The sequence below is a fragment of the Pseudomonadota bacterium genome (assembly GCA_037200975.1).
Taxonomy (GTDB): domain Bacteria; phylum Pseudomonadota; class Gammaproteobacteria; order Steroidobacterales; family Steroidobacteraceae; genus CADEED01.
This window is the reverse complement of sequence record JBBCGI010000001.1, coordinates 1,584,013-1,600,761: the sequence shown is the minus strand read 5'-3', so window position 1 is coordinate 1,600,761 and position 16,749 is coordinate 1,584,013. Positions and strand designations below refer to the sequence as shown.

General features: G+C 65.6%; 14 protein-coding genes. 10 read left to right on the top strand and 4 right to left on the bottom strand.

The window, feature by feature from the left end:
- The first annotated feature begins 193 nt into the window (after positions 1-193).
- The 4 genes from tkt to WDO72_07095 all read left to right on the top strand — a co-directional run bounded on the left by tkt (position 194) and on the right by WDO72_07095 (position 5,659).
- Complete coding sequence (gene tkt, locus WDO72_07110; GenBank protein ID MEJ0085431.1) at positions 194-2,212, top strand: transketolase; 2,019 nt, start codon at positions 194-196, stop codon at positions 2,210-2,212.
- 32 nt (positions 2,213-2,244) lie between these two features.
- The gene (gap, locus tag WDO72_07105) at positions 2,245-3,258 is read left to right on the top strand and encodes a type I glyceraldehyde-3-phosphate dehydrogenase (GenBank protein MEJ0085430.1); all 1,014 of its coding nucleotides are present in this window, start codon (positions 2,245-2,247) and stop codon (positions 3,256-3,258) included.
- A 10-nt stretch (positions 3,259-3,268) separates the two neighbouring features.
- Positions 3,269-4,447, top strand: a complete 1,179-nt coding sequence (locus WDO72_07100; protein MEJ0085429.1) for a phosphoglycerate kinase — start codon at positions 3,269-3,271, stop codon at positions 4,445-4,447.
- Between the two features lie 111 nt (positions 4,448-4,558).
- Positions 4,559-5,659, top strand: a complete 1,101-nt coding sequence (locus WDO72_07095) for a DNA methyltransferase (GenBank protein MEJ0085428.1) — start codon at positions 4,559-4,561, stop codon at positions 5,657-5,659.
- Here the strand turns inward: WDO72_07095 and WDO72_07090 are convergent.
- Positions 5,638-6,264 carry a hypothetical protein gene (locus WDO72_07090; protein ID MEJ0085427.1) on the bottom strand — a complete coding sequence of 209 codons (627 nt, stop codon included), beginning with the start codon at positions 6,262-6,264 and terminating at the stop codon, positions 5,638-5,640. The two genes, WDO72_07095 and WDO72_07090, sit on opposite strands and share 22 nt — an antisense overlap.
- Before the next feature lie 157 nt (positions 6,265-6,421).
- Positions 6,422-6,847 carry an NIPSNAP family protein gene (locus WDO72_07085; protein MEJ0085426.1) on the bottom strand — a complete coding sequence of 142 codons (426 nt, stop codon included), beginning with the start codon at positions 6,845-6,847 and terminating at the stop codon, positions 6,422-6,424.
- Positions 6,848-6,923: 76 nt separating this feature from the next.
- Here WDO72_07085 and pyk point away from each other — a divergent pair, with 76 nt between their 5' ends.
- The 4 genes from pyk to WDO72_07065 are packed head-to-tail and all read left to right on the top strand — an operon-like array spanning position 6,924 to position 12,855.
- Positions 6,924-8,372 (top strand): pyruvate kinase, encoded by a 1,449-nt coding sequence (gene pyk / locus WDO72_07080; protein ID MEJ0085425.1) that lies wholly within the window; start codon positions 6,924-6,926, stop codon positions 8,370-8,372.
- Positions 8,373-8,376: 4 nt separating this feature from the next.
- The gene (locus tag WDO72_07075; protein ID MEJ0085424.1) at positions 8,377-10,773 is read left to right on the top strand and encodes a penicillin acylase family protein; all 2,397 of its coding nucleotides are present in this window, start codon (positions 8,377-8,379) and stop codon (positions 10,771-10,773) included.
- 12 nt (positions 10,774-10,785) lie between these two features.
- On the top strand, positions 10,786-11,640 hold the full coding sequence (locus tag WDO72_07070; protein ID MEJ0085423.1) for a MoxR family ATPase: 855 nt from the start codon (positions 10,786-10,788) through the stop codon (positions 11,638-11,640).
- Positions 11,641-11,649: 9 nt separating this feature from the next.
- The gene (locus WDO72_07065; protein ID MEJ0085422.1) at positions 11,650-12,855 is read left to right on the top strand and encodes a VWA domain-containing protein; all 1,206 of its coding nucleotides are present in this window, start codon (positions 11,650-11,652) and stop codon (positions 12,853-12,855) included.
- A gap of 107 nt (positions 12,856-12,962) precedes the next feature.
- Here WDO72_07065 and WDO72_07060 read toward each other — a convergent pair whose 3' ends face one another.
- Positions 12,963-13,517, bottom strand: a complete 555-nt coding sequence (locus WDO72_07060) for a peroxiredoxin (protein MEJ0085421.1) — start codon at positions 13,515-13,517, stop codon at positions 12,963-12,965.
- A gap of 62 nt (positions 13,518-13,579) precedes the next feature.
- Here WDO72_07060 and WDO72_07055 point away from each other — a divergent pair, with 62 nt between their 5' ends.
- Together WDO72_07055 and WDO72_07050 are read left to right on the top strand one after the other, a co-directional pair.
- Entirely contained in the window at positions 13,580-14,689 is a 1,110-nt protein-coding gene (locus tag WDO72_07055; protein ID MEJ0085420.1) for a patatin-like phospholipase family protein, read from the top strand.
- Entirely contained in the window at positions 14,686-15,405 is a 720-nt protein-coding gene (locus tag WDO72_07050) for a 4'-phosphopantetheinyl transferase superfamily protein (GenBank protein MEJ0085419.1), read from the top strand. Before WDO72_07055 ends, WDO72_07050 begins: the two co-directional genes overlap by 4 nt.
- Here the strand turns inward: WDO72_07050 and mgtE are convergent.
- Positions 15,376-16,731: a magnesium transporter gene (gene mgtE, locus WDO72_07045; protein MEJ0085418.1), complete on the bottom strand. Its 1,356-nt coding sequence runs from the start codon at positions 16,729-16,731 to the stop codon at positions 15,376-15,378. The genes WDO72_07050 and mgtE overlap by 30 nt on opposite strands.
- Positions 16,732-16,749 lie beyond the last annotated feature (18 nt).

The following is a 16,749-nucleotide window of genomic DNA, read 5'->3' as shown; positions in this document are numbered from 1 at the left end:
ACTTGCTAATTCTGCTCACGTAGCCTCCGCATAGCTTCCGGCGAGGGAACGCGAAAAATTGTCCTCCCGGACAATTTTTCAAGCGCGCTCTCCCCGCGCGCAGGCGGAGGATCGAATCCCGCCCGGCGAACGTCATCTTTCCAGCGCTTCCGGTTGCCCCCGGCTCCCCCCTATCGGACAATGCGCGCCCTTTATGAGCACCCCAGCCCCCACCCCCTCCCGCCGCACTCTCGCCAACGCGATCCGTGCGCTCTCCATGGACGCCGTCCAGGCCGCAAATTCGGGCCACCCCGGCGCCCCCATGGGCATGGCCGATATTGCCGAGGTGCTGTGGCGCGACGTGCTCAAGCACAACCCCGGCAATCCGCGCTGGTGGAACCGCGACCGCTTCGTGCTCTCGAACGGCCACGGCTCGATGCTGCTGTATTCGCTGCTGCACCTGACCGGCTACCCGGTCACGATCGACGAGCTCAGGAATTTCCGCCAGCTCGGCAGCCGCACCGCCGGCCATCCCGAGCGCGATCTCGACATGGGCATCGAAACCACCACCGGCCCGCTCGGCCAGGGTTTCGGCAACGCGGTGGGCATGGCGCTCGCCGAGAAGTTGTTAGCCGCGAAATACAACCGCGAAGGCCTGACGATCGTCGATCACCACACCTATTGCTTCGTCGGCGACGGCTGCCTGATGGAAGGCATCTCGCACGAAGTCGCCTCGCTCGCCGGTACACACAAACTCGGCAAGCTGATCGTGTTCTACGACGACAACGGCATTTCCATCGACGGCAAGGTCGTGGGCTGGTTCAACGACGACACGCCGAAGCGCTTCGAAGCGTACGGCTGGCACGTCGTGAAGAACGTCGATGGCCACGACGCCGATGCTGTCGCCGCCGCGTTGAAAAAGGCGCGCGCCCGCAAGGATCAGCCGTCGCTCATCTGCTGCAAGACCATCATCGGCTGGGGCGCGCCTAACAAGCAGGGCACCAAGTCCGCGCACGGCGAGGCGCTCGGCCCGGATGAAGTCGCGCTCGCCCGCAAGACGCTCGGCTGGGATTCCCCGCCGTTCGTCATTCCCGAAGACGTCGCGAAGGCCTGGGATCACCGCGAAGCCGGCGCCGCGGCCGAAAAGAAATGGACGCGCGTATGGCGGCGCTACAAACGCGAGCTGCCCACCGAAGGCGCCGAATTCGAACGCCGCATGAAGGGCGAGCTGCCGGCCGACTGGGCCGAGATCGCGCATGCGGCGATGACCGCGGGCGCGGCGGTCACCGGTTCGCAGGCGACGCGCGCCTCGTCGCAGATCGCGCTCAACGTGTTAGGCCCCAAGTTGCCGGAGATGCTGGGCGGCTCGGCCGACCTCACGGGATCCGTCAATACGAAGCGCAAGGATTCGATCGACCTCACGCCGGACAACGCGAAGGAAGGCAACTACGTCTCCTACGGCGTGCGTGAGTTCGGCATGACCGCGATGATGAACGGCCTGGTCGTGCACGGCGGCTTCCGCCCCTACGGCGGCACGTTCCTGGTGTTCTCTGACTACGCGCGCAACGCGGTGCGGGTCGCGGCGATCATGCACGCGCCGACCACGCTGGTTTACACGCACGACTCCGTCGGTCTCGGCGAGGACGGCCCGACGCATCAGCCCGTCGAGCATCTTGCCTCGTTGCGGGCGATGCCGAACCTGCATCTGTGGCGTCCCTGCGATGCGGTCGAATCCGCGGCGTCCTGGGTCGCGGCGCTCGAGCGCACCAAGGGCCCGACGGCGCTCGTCTTCACGCGCCAAGGGCTGCCGCAGAACGCGCGTACGCCCGAGCAACTGGTGGCGCTGCGCAAGGGCGGCTACGTGCTCATCGACTCCAACGGACCGCCCGAAGCCATCGTCATCGCGACCGGCTCGGAAGTGGGCATTGCGGCTGAAGCGGTGAAGGAACTGCAGGCCGCGGGCCGCCGCGTGCGGCTGGTCTCCATGCCCTGCTGCGAGGCGTTCGATGCGCAACCCGCGCCGTATCGTGAAAGCGTGTTGCCGGCTTCGGTCATCCGCAGGCTCGCGATCGAAGCGGGCGCGACGCAGTCGTGGTGGCGCTATGTAGGCAGCGCCGGTCGCGTCATGGGCATCGAAAGTTTTGGCGCTTCGGGCAAGGGCCCGGACCTGTTCAAGCATTTCGGCCTCACCACCGCCGACGTGAAGACGCACCTCGAGCAACTGCTCGGCTAATTCGTACAGAGTGAAATAGAGGAATCGAGAAGATGGCCATCAAAGTAGGTATCAACGGTTACGGACGTATCGGCCGCAACATCCTGCGCGCGCTCTACGAGACGAAGCGCACCAACGAAATCCAGATCGTCGCGGTCAACGACCTCGGCGACGCGCAGACCAATGCGCACCTCACCCAGTACGACACCGCGCACCACAAGTTCCCGGGCACGGTCAGCGTCGAAGGCGACCACATCGTCGTCAACGGCGACAAGATCAAGGTGTTCGCGCAGCGCGACCCGGCGAAGATCGACTGGGCCTCGGTCGGAGCGGAATACGTGTTCGAGAGCACCGGCTTCTTCACCACCAAGGCGGATGCGGGCAAACACCTGGCCGGCGGCGCGAAGAAGGTCGTGATCTCGGCCCCGGGCGGCAAGGACGTGGATGCCACGGTCGTCTATGGCGTGAACCACAACGTGCTCAAGAAAGAACACACCGTGATCTCCAACGCGTCGTGCACCACGAACTGCCTCGCGCCGCTCGCGAAGGTGTTGAACGACAAGATCGGCATCGTCAGCGGTCTGATGACCACGATCCACGCGTACACGAACGATCAGCGCCTCACCGACGTCTATCACGAGGACATCCGCCGTGCGCGCTCCGCCACGATGTCGATGATCCCGGCGAAAACCGGCGCGGCCGCGGCCGTGGGTCTCGTGCTGCCGGAACTCAAGGGCAAGCTCGACGGCTTCGCGATCCGCATCCCGACGATCAACGTGTCGCTGGTCGACCTCACGTTCGTCGCCAAACGCGCCACGACTGTCGAGGAGATCAACAAGTTCGTGAAGGAAGCGGCCGACGGCGCCATGAAGGGCGTGCTCGCTTACACCGACAAGCAGCTCGTCTCCATCGACTACAACCACGATCCGGCTTCGTCGACCTACGATTCCACGCTCACGCGCGTCACCGAAGGCACGTTGGTCAAGGTGTGCTCCTGGTACGACAACGAGTGGGGCTTCTCGAATCGCATGCTGGACACCACGATCGCCTGGTCGAAAGCCTCCTGAGATTTCGGTCATGAAGGTGCTCCGCATGGCGGACCAGGACCTCGCCGGGAAGCGGGTCCTGATTCGTGAAGATCTGAACGTGCCCATCGAGGGCGGCAAGGTCACCAGCGATGCGCGCATCCGCGCCTCGTTGCCGACCATCAAGCTGGCGCTCGAGAAGGGCGCGAAAGTGTTCATCTCCTCGCATCTCGGCCGCCCTGAAGAGGGTGTGTACGCGGAAGAATTTTCGCTCGCGCCCGTGGCTGCGCGCCTTTCCGACTTGTTAGGCGTGCAGGTGCCGCTCAAGAAGGACTGGCTGAGCGGCGTCGACTGCCCGGCCGGCAGCGCCGTGCTGCTCGAGAACGTGCGCTTCAACAAGGGCGAGAAGAAGGACAAGGAAGACCTGGCGAAGCAGATGGCCGCGTTGTGCGACGTGTTCGTGATGGACGCGTTCGGCACGGCGCATCGCGCCGAGGCTTCCACGCACGGCGTCGGCAAGTTCGCCAAGATCGCCTGCGCGGGCCCGTTGCTGGTGGGCGAGCTCGAAGCACTCGAGCGCGCGCTGGCGAAGCCGGCGCGGCCGCTGGTGGCCATCGTCGCCGGGTCGAAAGTGTCGACCAAACTCACGGTGCTCGAATCGTTGCTGGCCAAGGTCGACAAGCTCATCGTCGGCGGCGGCATCGCGAACACGTTCCTCGCGGCCACCGGCATCAACGTGGGCAAGTCGCTGCACGAAGCGGACATGCTCGACATGGCGCGCAAGCTGCTCGAACAGGCGCGGGCGCGCGGCGCCGAGATTCCCTTGCCGACCGACGTGGTCGTGGCCAAGGAGTTCGCCGCGACCGCGCACGCGGACGTGCGCGGCATCCACGACGTGCGGCCGGACGAGTTGATACTCGACATCGGTCCGGACACCGCCGAGCGGCTCGGCGCGATCCTGCAAACCGCCGGCACGATCATCTGGAACGGCCCGGTGGGTGTGTTCGAGTTCGATCAGTTCGGCGAAGGCACCAAGACCATCGCGCAGTCGATCGCCCGGAGCCCGGCGTTTTCGCTGGCCGGCGGCGGCGATACGCTGGCGGCGATCGAGAAGTACGGTGTCGAGGAAGGCATCTCGTACATCAGCACGGGCGGCGGCGCGTTCCTCGAGTTCGTCGAGGGGAAAACATTGCCGGCGGTGGCGATGCTCGAGTCGCGCGCCGCGGGTTGATCCGCCTGTTCCGTTGACATAAGACGTCTGGACGTCTTAAGGTGCGGCACGATGCGCGCGCCCGCCAACAAGAAGAAACAACCCGGCGAAGTGCGCGACGCAATCATCGCGGTGCTGACCGAGCGCACCCAGGGCGCGCCGGTAAACGATATCGTGGTCGGCGTTCAGCAGCTCATCGGGCGGTCCGCGCCCTCGAGTGTCCGGTCGTACTTGCGGCTCAATACGCCGCAGCTTTTTCGGCGCAACACCCGCGGGTTCTATTCACTTCGTGGCGCAAGCGAAGGTCGCAAGAGCGCACCGGCTGAATACCTCCCGAGCCGCAGTGGCGCTCCGTGGCCAAGCTTTTCGGCAGGCAACTCCAGGATCTTTCGTTGCGATTGTTTCGATTGGCTGCGCGAGCGCGAAGCGAGCTCGATTCATGCGGTCGTGACCGATCCGCCATACGGATTGTTCGAATACACACCCGAGCAACTTTCGAAACTCAGAGAACGGAAGGGCGGTGTGTGGCGAATTCCACCCGCCTTCGACGGAACCGAGCGGGCGCCGTTGCCCCGGTTCACCGTCCTTCGCGAACGCGACCTTCATGCCCTGGGCCAGTATTTTTTCGAGTGGGGCCGGGCGCTCTTGCCGGTTCTGGTTCCCGGGGCGAACGTCATTGTCGCGAGCAACCCGCTGCTGAGTTTCATCGTCTCCAGCGCCCTGGCGCGTGCGGGGCTGGAACGCCGCGGCGAACTGGTGCGTCTCGTGATGACGATGCGAGGGGGAGATCGGCCGAAAGCCGCTCACGAGGAGTTCTCCGGAGTCAGTGTCATGCCGCGCTCGATGTGGGAACCGTGGCTGCTGTTCCGCAAACCCCTGGAGGGTCGTGCGCAGGACAACTTGCGCAAATGGCGCACCGGAGGTTTTCGCAGACCGAGTGCGGATCGGCCGTTTGGCGATGTCATCAAGTCGGCGCCGACCAACAAGCGCGAGCGCGAACTCGCCCCCCACCCGAGCCTCAAGCCCCAGGAATTTCTCCGCGAGGTAGTGCGCGGCGTGTTGCCGCTTGGAGAAGGCCTGGTCCTCGATCCGTTCGCGGGCTCGGGTTCGACTCTCGCCGCGGCAAACGCGGTCGGATACTCAAGTATCGGCCTGGAACGCGACGAGCAATACTTTTCGATCGCCCGCCTTGCCATTCCGAAGCTTGCTAACTACAAGGCAAACAAGCCCTGAGCGGGCAACTTGTAGACCCAGCTCTCCCGCAGTTTCTTTATTCCGTCCTTGTGCAACGTGGCAGTTCGAGTGCCCAGTTCGCCGCGCGCATTCTTCCTGAAGTCGTCGCGCGTGACTTGCCCGAGATAAACCTCGGAAAATTCCATCGCGCGCCGCTCTCTGGCCGGTTCGGTCGTGGTATCTACGTCGTACACGAACACGCACATCCACTGGTCGCGCGCGCCGTGTGTGTCGACGGCTCCGCCACGTTTTCTGGTCGTCTTGATCTCCACTCCGTCCGTGCCCGCCTGCACGCGGTCATTGGGATATACGCCGCGCACCACCAGGTCCGGGTGACCGTTGAAAAAGATGTTTGGCGTGAGCGATCGGGAGTGTTTGGCCAGGCTCGACGTCACCATGTCGGACAGGAGGCCGGACATGATCGCGGGGCGCAGCATGTCGTCGAGGCGCGCCAGTGACTTGCCGATGAGCCCCTGATTCACGTCGTAGAAGAAATCGTAAACGTCCTGCATCGCCATTTCGAAGTCGGCGATTCGAAGTCCAAATGGCAGTTGCACATCCGGGTTGAATGCAGCCTTTACGACCTGGTTCTTCGTGAGTGGCACTTTGGTTCGCCGGAATCTCGTCAGGCAGGGGTGATGTAGGTGCAGCGGCGGGCGAACGTTACTTGCGCCCTCCTAGTTAGGCAAGCCGGCGGCAGGCTGGAGACTTCCGGATACTTCGTTCGCGGCGGACTGCGTGGACACGGCCACCAGAACGCGCCTACTTCAAGGGGGAGTAATCGGTTGCGTCCAGGAACACGGACTCCACCCGCTCCACGATCTTGCCGCCGTCCGCCTCCGACGCGGCGGCGATCTTCTTCCACTCCGGATCCGCACTGAACGCCGCCCAGTTCGCCTTCGCCGCGTCCCGGCTCGCGTGCGAGATCACATAAGTCAACGTGGTTTCCTTGGCCGGACTGTCCTGCGATGTCCAGTACGCGACATTGGTCATGCCGTGTTTCTCGAACATCTTCATGGTGTGTTCGCGAAAGCGTTTGTGCAGGGCTTCGAGGCGTCCGGGGAACGTGTGGTAGATGCGCAATTCGAACACGCGGCCCGGCACGGGCGCATCGGCTGCGCGCGCCGATAGCAGGCCTGCACCCAGAACCAGCCCCGCCGCAAGAATCAACCAGGATTGCTTCGACATTTACGCCCCTCGGGATTTGGAATTCCGTCTTTGATTATGCGCCGGCCCGTCGATTCGCATGGCAGAATGCGCCGCCATGCAAGACCGCCAGATGCACTCCCGAACCAAGATCGTCGCCACGCTGGGTCCGTCCACGGACTCCATCGAAACACTGACCGAGATGGTCCGCGCCGGCCTCGACGTCGCACGCGTCAACTTCTCCCACGGCAAACACGAAGAACACGGGCGTCGCATCGACCTCGTGCATGAAGCCGCGCGCCGCGCCGGCCGCTATGTCGGTATCCTCGCGGACCTCGGCGGCCCCAAGATCCGCATCGAAAGCTTCACCAACAAGAAGGTCGATCTCAAGGACGGCCAGGCTTTCGCGCTCGACACCGCGCACGACATCAACGCCGGCAACGAAGAAGTCGTGGGCTGCGCGTACAAGGATCTGCCGAAGGACGTGAAGGCCGGCAACATCCTGCTGCTCAACGACGGTCTCATCGAGCTCAAGGTCACCCAGGTTTCCGGCACGCGCATCGACACGGTGGTCATTGCCGGTGGCGAGCTGTCGAATCGCAAAGGCGTGAATCTCAAGGGCGGCGGCATCTCCGCGCCGGCGCTCACCGACAAAGACCGCGAAGACATCAAGTTCGCGTGCGGCAAGGGAGTCGACTACGTCGCCGTGTCCTTCCCGCGCGACGCCGCGGACATGAATCTCGCGCGCGAGCTGGTCGTCGCCGCGGGCGGTCACGCGCATCTGTGCGCGAAGGTCGAGCGGCACGAAGCCATCCACAATCTCACCGAGATCATCGACGCGTCGGATGTCGTGATGGTCGCGCGTGGCGACCTCGGCGTGGAAATGGGTTACGCCGCCATCACGGGCTTGCAGAAAACCATCATCCACGAATCGCGCACGCGTAATAAGGTCGTGATCACGGCCACGCAGATGATGGAATCCATGATCACGAGCCCGGTGCCGACGCGCGCCGAAGTTTCGGACGTGGCCAACGCCGTGATGGACGGTACCGACGCGGTGATGCTCTCGGCGGAAAGCGCCGTCGGCAAACACCCGATCAAGGCCATCCAGGCGATGGAAGAGGTAATCACCGGCGCCGAGAAATACCAGCTCACGCACAGCCGCATCCGCCATCGCGTCGACGGCATGGTCGACCGCACGGAAGAAGCGATCGCGATGGCCGTGATGTACACGGCGAATCACATGAAGGTGCGCGCGATCGTCGCGCTGACCGAATCCGGCACGACGCCGTTGTGGATGTCGCGCTCGCGTTCGGACATTCCGATCTACGCGTTCACGCGCCACGAAGCCACGCGCCGCCGCGTGACGCTGTATCGCGGCGTGTTCCCGGTGCCGTTCGATATCCCCGAAGTGCGCACCAACGAACTGTTCAAGGCCATCCTCACGATGATGCTGCAGCTCGACCTGGTCGAAAAAGGCGAGCTGGTCATCGTCACCAAGGGTGAGCTCACCGGTATCACCGGGGGCACCAACGCCCTGACCATCCTGCGCGTTCCGCAGGACTGAACACATGCGGTGGATGCGCGGTGCGCGATGGACGGTGATCGTCGTCGCGGTGCTGGCGTTCACCGCTTTCGGTCTTGCGTGGTGGGCGATGCGCCAGAGTCTGCCGCAGCTGGACGGCAGGGCGGACGCGCCGGAACTCACCGCCGAAACTTCCATCGAACGCGATGCCGCGGGCCGGCCGGTGATCACCGCCGCGTCCCGCACCGACCTGGCATTCGCGACCGGCTACGTCCACGCGCAGGATCGGTTTTTCCAGATGGATCTGTCGCGGCGGCTCGCCGCCGGCGAGTTGTCGGAAGTCTTCGGCGCCGTCGCTTTGAATACCGACACCCGCTCGCGGCGCTTCGGTTTTCGCGCCGTCGCGCAGCGCGTCGTCGAGCGGGCGCCCGCGGACGAACGCGCCGTGATCGAGGCCTATGCGCGCGGCGTGAATGCCGGATTGCATTCGCTGCGCGCCCGGCCTTGGGAATACCTGCTGCTGCGCGCCAGCCCGCACGACTGGCTGCCGGAGGATTCCGTGCTGGTCGTGCATTCGATGTGGTGGCAGTTGCAATACGGCACCATCACCGCCGAGCTCGACCGCCGCCGGCTGGAGCGCGCGGCCGCCGCCTCGGCCACACCCGCGGCGGCCCACCAGCTCATCACGTTCGTGTACGCCGGGCACTCGGACTGGGACACGCCTAACTATTCTGCCGAGGCGCCCTGTGTGCAGGCGGCCTGCACCGACAGTGCGCGCGTGCTGACCCAGCCGTTCCCGGCGCTGCTGCGATTCGCCACGGCAACTGCAACGGGCGAAGCGGACGAGGCCAAGCCCGGCAGCAACAACTGGGCGGTGGCCGGCATCCACACGCGTTCGGGCACGGCGCTGATCGCCAACGACATGCATCTCGACCTGGGTGTGCCGGCGGTCTGGTATCCGGCGCGGCTGCGCCTCACCGGCGCCGCACCGCTCGACATCACCGGCGTCACCTTGCCCGGAACGCCCGCGGTCGCAGCCGGCTCGAACGGGCAGGTGGCCTGGGGTTTCACCAACAGCTACGGCGATTTCTCCGATGTCCGTTTCGGGCCCTGCGAGAGCGGCGACTTCCGGCTGCGCCGTGAACACATCCTGGTGCGCGGTGCGGCGGCGGCGGAAGTCGAATTTCACGACGTGGACGCCAGCGTCGTACTCGACGGGCCCGAATATGCCGGCGACGTCGCCAGTGGCAACTGCGCGCAGGTCGCCTGGCTCGCGACCCGCCCGGAGGCGACCAACTTCGGGTTGTTAGGCATGGAAAGCGCGCACAACATCGACGAGGTGCTGGCGCTGGCACCGCGCGTCGGTATCCCGGGCCAGAACATGGTGGTCGGCGACACACGCGGCCGCATCGCCTGGACACTGCTGGGCCGCGTCCCGCGCGGCACGGGGCCGGACCGATTGTTCGGCGAGCTGCAGTTTCGCGACGCGACGGATCATCCGCGCATCGCCGATCCGCCGGTGGGGCGCGTCTGGACCGCGAACCAGCGGGCGGTCGATGGCGAGCTCGAGATCGTGCTGGGCGACGACGAGGTGGATGTCGGCGCCGGCGGTTACGACATCGGTGCGCGCGCGCGGCAGATTCGCGACGATCTGCTGAGCCTCGCAAAACCCGCCACCGAGGCGGACATGCTGACTATCCAGCTGGATTCGCGCGCGCTGTTCGTCGCGCGCTGGCGCGATCTGCTGCTCGGGCTGATCGACGAAGACGCCATGCACGATGGGCCGCGGCGGCGCGAATTCCGCGAGCTCGTGAGCCGCTGGCAATCCGCGGCGAGCCCGGAGGCCGTCGGCTACCGTCTGGTGCGCGAATTCCGCGGCCATACGCTCGACTCCCTGTGGCAGGGACTCACCGCGGCGCTGGCCGGCACGCAGTTCGCGGCGCGGCGACCATCACAATTCGAGGCGGCCGGGTGGCGCCTGGTCCACGAGCGGCCGAATTCCATCACGCCGCCCGGTGGCGGCGGCTGGCGTGAATTCCTGCTGCGGCAGCTGGATGCATCCATCGATGCGCTGGCGGCCGAATGCGGCGCGCTCGAGCGCTGCACATTCGGCAGCAGCGAGCCGGTGCGTGTGCGTCATCCCCTGTCGCGCGCGCTGCCATGGCTGTCGCGCCTGCTCGACATGCCGACCATGGAACTGGCGGGAGATCACCACATGCCACGCGTGCAGGACGGCTCGTTCGGCGCGTCCGAACGATTCGCGGTGTCGCCCGGCCGCGAGCGCGACGGTTATCTCGAATTGCCGGGCGGGCCCTCGGGGCATCCACTGTCGCCTTTCTACCGCAGCGGTTTCGACGACTGGGCGGAAGGCAAGCCGACACCATTCCTGCCCGGCCCCGCAGCGCATAAGCTCGTGTTGCGGCCGACCGGTGCCGCTCCCTAGAGCAGCGCAATCATGGCCGACGCCCGTTTCTCAGGCACCGAACGCTACGTCGCAACGCCCGACCTCATGATGGCCGTCAACGCCGCGGTGACGCTGGCGCGGCCGCTGCTGATCAAGGGCGAGCCCGGCACGGGCAAGACGCAGCTCGCCGAGGAGATCGCGCGCTCGCTGGCGCGGCCGCTGTACGAGTGGCACATCAAGTCCACGAGCAAGGCGCAGCAGGGCCTGTACGAGTACGACGCGGTCTCGCGCCTGCGCGATTCGCAGCTCGGCGACGAGAAGGTGCGCGACATCCGCAACTACATCGTCAAGGGGCGGTTGTGGGAGGCGTTCGATTCGGCGGTGCAGCCGGTGTTGCTGATCGACGAGATCGACAAGGCCGACATCGAATTCCCCAACGACCTGCTGCGCGAGCTCGACCGCATGGAGTTCTTCGTGCACGAAACGCGCGAGCTCGTGAAGGCGCGCCACCGCCCGATCATCCTGATCACCAGCAACAACGAGAAGGAATTGCCGGACGCGTTCCTGCGGCGCTGCTTCTTCCACTACATCCGTTTTCCCGATGCGCAGACGATGGAGAAAATCGTGCGCGTGCACTTCCCGGATCTCAAGCAGGAACTGCTGGCCGAGGCGCTCGGCGCGTTCTTCGACGTGCGCGAAACGCCGGGTCTCAAGAAAAAACCCTCGACCTCCGAGCTGCTCGACTGGATCAAACTACTGCTGGCCGAGGACATCCCGCCGGAGGCGCTGCGCGGCGACGATCCGAAGAAGACCATCCCGGTCCTGCACGGCGCGTTGCTCAAGAACGAACAGGACGTGCACCTGTTCGAGCAGTTGGTGTTCCTCAACCGGCGCGCGGGACGTTGAGCGCCGCGCATGCTGGTGCGCTTCTTCACGGATCTGCGCGCCGGCGGGGTGCCGGTCACGCTGCCAGAATTCCTGTCGCTGCTGGAAGCGCTCGAAGCGCGGGTCGCTGCGCTGTCGGCCGAGGAGTTCTACTACCTCGCGCGCCTCGCGCTGGTGAAGGATGAACGGCATTTCGATCGCTTCGACCGCGTCTTCGCGGAACATTTCGAAGGCGCGCAAAAACTGTTCGAGAAGATCGCCGCGGAGCTGCCGCCCGAGTGGCTGCAGCAGCTGAGCGAGCGGCTGCTCACCGCAGAAGAGAAGAGCAGGGTCGAGGGGCTCGGCGGCTGGGACAAGCTGCTGGAAACGCTGCGGCAACGCCTGCGCGAACAGCGGGAGCGCCACGAGGGCGGCAACAAGTGGATAGGCACGGGTGGCACTTCGCCGTTCGGCCACGGCGGATTCAATCCCGAGGGGGTGCGCATCGGCGGGCCCGGGCGCCATCGCCGTGCGGTCAAGGTCTGGGAGGCGCGCGACTATCGCAATTTCGACGACGGCGTCGAGCTCGGCACACGCAACCTCAAGATGGCGCTGCGCCGGTTGCGACGCTTCGCGCGCGAGGGCGCGGCCGAGGAGCTCGATCTCGACGGCACCATCGACGCCACCGCGCGGAATGCCGGAATGCTGGATCTGAAGCTGGTGCCGGAACGGCGCAATGCCGTGAAGCTGCTGTTGCTGCTCGATGTGGGCGGCTCGATGGAGCCGCACGTGAAGATCTGCGAGGAATTGTTCTCGGCGGCGCGTGCCGAGTTCAAGCACCTCGAATACTTCTACTTCCACAATTTTCCGTACGAAAAATTGTGGCGCGACAACCGGCGGCGCTTCAGTGTCTCGACCAGCACCACGTCGCTGCTGCGCACCTTCAATCCCGACTACCGCGTGGTATTCGTCGGCGATGCGACCATGAGTCCATACGAGATCGAGCAGCCGGGCGGCAGCGTCGAACACTGGAACGAAGAATCCGGCCGTGTGTGGATGGAACGCATCGCGGCGCACTTTCCCCGCCTGGTCTGGCTCAATCCCGAGCCCGAGGACCGGTGGCAGTGGACTGCGTCGGTCGGGATCACGCGCCAGCTCGTCGGCGAGCGCATGTTTCCGCTGACCCTCCAGGGGCTCGACGGCGCCATGTATGCGCTCAAACGCGGCGGGGCGCAGCCGCCGCTGCGCGTCAGCTAACAAGCCATCCGCGCGCAGGCCGGCGACGAAAAGTAGACGCTGACAAAAGAAAACGCCCGGCGGTGGAGACCACGCCGGGCGTTTTTTCTACCGGACGAAGTCCGCGATCAGCCGGCTTTCGCGGGCGAGTGCGCCTTGATCTCGGCGAGCACCATGTCCGAGTGACCCTTCGGGTCGACCTTCTCCCAGTGTTTGACGATCTTGCCGTCGGGGCCGATCAGGAATGTCTGGCGGCTCGCCAGTTCGACGCCAGGCGCCGGGCTCCAGATCACGCCGTACGCCTTGATCGCTTCCTTTTTCGGATCGGCAAGGATCGTGAACGGCAAGCTGTGGTTCTCTGCGAATTTCTTGTGCGAATCCACGTCATCGGCGCTGACACCGAGGATGACCGCATCGGCCTTGCGGAAGGCGAAGATGTTGTCGCGCAGTTCGCAGGCCTGGGTGGTGCAGCCCGAGGTTTCATCCTTCGGGTAGAAATAGAGCACGACCCACTTGCCCTTGTATTCCGAGAGCGAGTGCCAGGCGCCCGCCTGATCCTGTAGTTTGAAGACCGGTGCGGCGGCACCTTCGGCCGGCGCCTTGGCGGCATCACCCGCGAGGACGCATACACTTGCGGTCGCCGTTACGAGGGCGGTGACCAAAATCCTTCGAAGTGCGAGCATGAGGTTCTCCGTGAGATATGGGCGTCGTGGGGGAGCGGGATATTAGCAGTGTCGCCGGTAACGTGACTCGCGCAGGATTGATCCTGACGGGTGGAGGTGCGCGCGCCGCTTATCAGGTGGGCGTGCTCAAGGCACTTTCGGAGATACATCCGCGTCCGGACTGGCCTTTTCCGATCATCGTGGGCACCTCGGCCGGTGCGGTGGCCGCGGCCATCCTGGCCGGCAATGTGTTGCGCTGGCACCAGACCGTTTCGGATATCGAACAGGTGTGGGCCAATTTTCGTGTTCACCAGGTATTCCGCTCCGATGCCATCGCCATGCTCCGGGCCGGCGGCCGCTGGATGGGGTCGCTGCTTACGGGCGGCGCGATGGGGCCGCCCAAATCGCTGCTCGACAACTCGCCGTTGCGCGAACTGCTGTCGAAGGTCACGGACTTCGACGCGATCCGCGCCAACGTCGCGCGCGGCGACCTGCGTGCGTTGGCGCTGTGCGCCACCAGTTATTTCACCGCGCGCTCCGTGTCGTTCTTCGAGGCCGACACCACGGTGAGCGAATGGTCGCGCGCGCAGCGTCACGGCGAACGGGTGCCGCTGTCGCTCGACTACCTCATGGCCAGCCTCGGCATTCCTTTCCTGTTCCCGCCGATGTCCCTGCACGGGGAATATTTCGGCGACGGCGCCATGCGCCAGACCGCGCCCTTGAGTCCCGCGATCCATCTGGGTGCCGACCGTCTGCTGGTGGTCGGTGTGCGTCCGACGCATCTCGATCTCATCCCGCGGTTCGTCGCGTCGGATTCCCCGCCGACACCGGGCCAGCTGTTCGGCTACATGCTGGACACCTTGTTCAGCGACCAGATCTCCGCCGATCTCGAGAATCTGCATCGCATCAACCGGCTCTCCGCGCTGGCCGGCAGTGTCGTCGGGACGCGGCAGATCCAGACGCTGATGATCGCGCCGAGCATCGACCCGTCGCAGCTCGCGCTGCGCCACATCGACACGTTGCCGCTGAGCCTGCGCGCGCTCATGCGCATCATCGGCGCGCGGGGCGCGTCCGGCAGCCTGCTCGCGAGTTACCTGATGTTCGAAGCGGCCTACACGCGCGAGCTCATCGAGCTCGGGTACCGGGACACTCTCGCCAAGCGCGACGAAGTCACCGCCTTCCTTGAGCCGTGACACTCGCCGGCAACGAGATTCACGTGTGGATGTCGTTCGAGCGTCCGGAGGATGAAGCGGCGCTCGCGCAGCTCGACTCGCTGCTGCCACCCCCCGAGCGCGAGCGGCGGATGCGCGCGGCGCGCGCCATGCAGCGCTGCGTACTCGCAGGTTACGCCGAGGGGATCGGCCCCGCGGCATTACGCTTCGTGCAGGGCGAATACGGCAAACCTGCGCTCGCGCCCGAGTTCGACCCGCTCGGCCTGCATTTCAATCTCACACACACACGGGGGCTGGTGGCGATCGCGGTGAGCCGGCATCGCGACGTCGGCGTCGACGCCGAGAACATGCTCGCACGCACGGTGCCGTCGCGGCTCGCGCACCGCTATTTCACGGCAGCGGAGGCGCGCAATCTCGAGGCGCTGCCGCCTGCGCGCCAGGCGGCGCGTTTCTATTCGTTGTGGACGCTCAAGGAATCCTGGATGAAGGCGACCGGCCGCGGCGTCGGCGCAGGACTCGACAATGCCGCGTTCTCGCTCGACGACGATGATCGCGTCCAGGGGCTCAGCTTCGCGGCCGACGACGCCTCGGACTGGCGCTTCTGGCAATACGCGCCGTCGCGGCAGCATGTCATGGCGCTCGCATTACGCGCGCCCGGCGCGACGCACGGCGTTACCGTGTCGACCCGCGAATGGCGCCCGGGGCGTTCAGGTCAGGAACAACGCGCCCAGGCCTAACAACGTGGCGAAGCCGATGCAGTCCGTGAAGGTGGTCAGGATGACACCCGCCGACAGCGCCGGGTCGATGCGCATGCGCCGCAGCAGCAGCGGCACGATGACGCCAACGGCGGCTGCACACAGTAGATTGATGAGCGTCGCCGCTGCGATGATGGCGGAGATCTTCCAGGTGCCGTACCAGACGATGGTGACGCTGCCGACGATGACGGCCCAGATGATGCCGTTGAGGCCGCCGACCGCGATCTCCTTCCACAGCAGGTATCTCGCGTTCACCCACTCGACCTGGCCGAGTGCAATGCCGCGGATGATGAGCGTCACGGTCTGCGTGCCGGCGATGCCGCCCATGCTCGCAACGATGGGCATGAGTGCGGCCAGCGCCGCGACTTTTTCGATCGTGCCTTCGAAGCGGCTGACGACCGCGGCGGCCAGGAACGCGGTCACCAGGTTGATGCCCAGCCACACGAGCCGGCGGCGCGTCGATGGGAATACGCCGGCGAAGACGTCTTCCTCGTCGCGCAGGCCGGCCGCGGACATGACCTCGTGTGCGGCTTCCTCGCGGATGACGTCGACGACGTCGTCGACGGTGATGCGGCCTAACAACCGGCCGGTGTCGTCGACCACGGCGGCCGACACGAGGTCGCGATCCTGGAAGAGCCGCGCGACGTCGTGTGCGGGCGTAACCGGCGCGATGCGCGGCGCCTCGGGGTCGATCAGGTCGCCCACCGGCTTCTCGGGGTCTTCGGTCAGCAGCGTCGTCAATGCCAGCGTGCCGAGATACCGGTCGTTGCGATCGACGACGAACAACCGGTCGGTCTTGTCGGGCAACTCGCGGCGCATGCGCAGGTAACGCAACACCACTTCGACCGTCACGTCGCCGCGCACGCTCACCGTGTCGGTGTTCATGAGGCCGCCGGCGGTATCCGGCTCGAAGGCCAGCACCGTGTTCAGCCGCTCACGATCCTGCGCGTCCATCGACTTGACCAGCTGCAGGCTCACGGCCTCGGGCAGGTCGCCGACCAGATCCGCGAGGTCGTCGAGTTCCATGTCCTCGGCGGCCGCGAGCAGTTCCTCGGCGTCCATCCCGTCGATGAACGACTGGCGCACCTCGTCGCTGAGCTCGACCAGCACGTCGCCTTCGATCTCGGGCTCGACGAAGTTCCACACCACCTCGCGCTGCGCGGGCGGCAGCGATTCGATCAGCAGCGCGATCTCGGCCGGGTGCATCGCGGCGACCATGCGCGCCGCGCCACGCCACGAACCCTCGCGCAACGCGCCGCGTAATGCGGCCAGGCGGCGTTCTTTCGTCGGTGTGCGGGTGGCTTCCATGTCGCGGCGGAGTGTAAA

Bases quoted from the DNA above. Each gene is read 5' to 3' on its own strand.
- tkt (MEJ0085431.1), top strand. From the start codon at position 194: ATGAGCACCCCAGCCCCCACCCCCTCCCGCCGCACTCTCGCCAACGCG.
- gap (MEJ0085430.1), top strand. From the start codon at position 2,245: ATGGCCATCAAAGTAGGTATCAACGGTTACGGACGTATCGGCCGCAAC.
- WDO72_07100 (MEJ0085429.1), top strand. From the start codon at position 3,269: ATGAAGGTGCTCCGCATGGCGGACCAGGACCTCGCCGGGAAGCGGGTC.
- WDO72_07085 (MEJ0085426.1), bottom strand. From the start codon at position 6,847: ATGTCGAAGCAATCCTGGTTGATTCTTGCGGCGGGGCTGGTTCTGGGT.
- pyk (MEJ0085425.1), top strand. From the start codon at position 6,924: ATGCAAGACCGCCAGATGCACTCCCGAACCAAGATCGTCGCCACGCTG.
- WDO72_07075 (MEJ0085424.1), top strand. From the start codon at position 8,377: ATGCGGTGGATGCGCGGTGCGCGATGGACGGTGATCGTCGTCGCGGTG.
- WDO72_07070 (MEJ0085423.1), top strand. From the start codon at position 10,786: ATGGCCGACGCCCGTTTCTCAGGCACCGAACGCTACGTCGCAACGCCC.
- WDO72_07065 (MEJ0085422.1), top strand. From the start codon at position 11,650: ATGCTGGTGCGCTTCTTCACGGATCTGCGCGCCGGCGGGGTGCCGGTC.
- WDO72_07060 (MEJ0085421.1), bottom strand. From the start codon at position 13,517: ATGCTCGCACTTCGAAGGATTTTGGTCACCGCCCTCGTAACGGCGACC.
- mgtE (MEJ0085418.1), bottom strand. From the start codon at position 16,731: ATGGAAGCCACCCGCACACCGACGAAAGAACGCCGCCTGGCCGCATTA.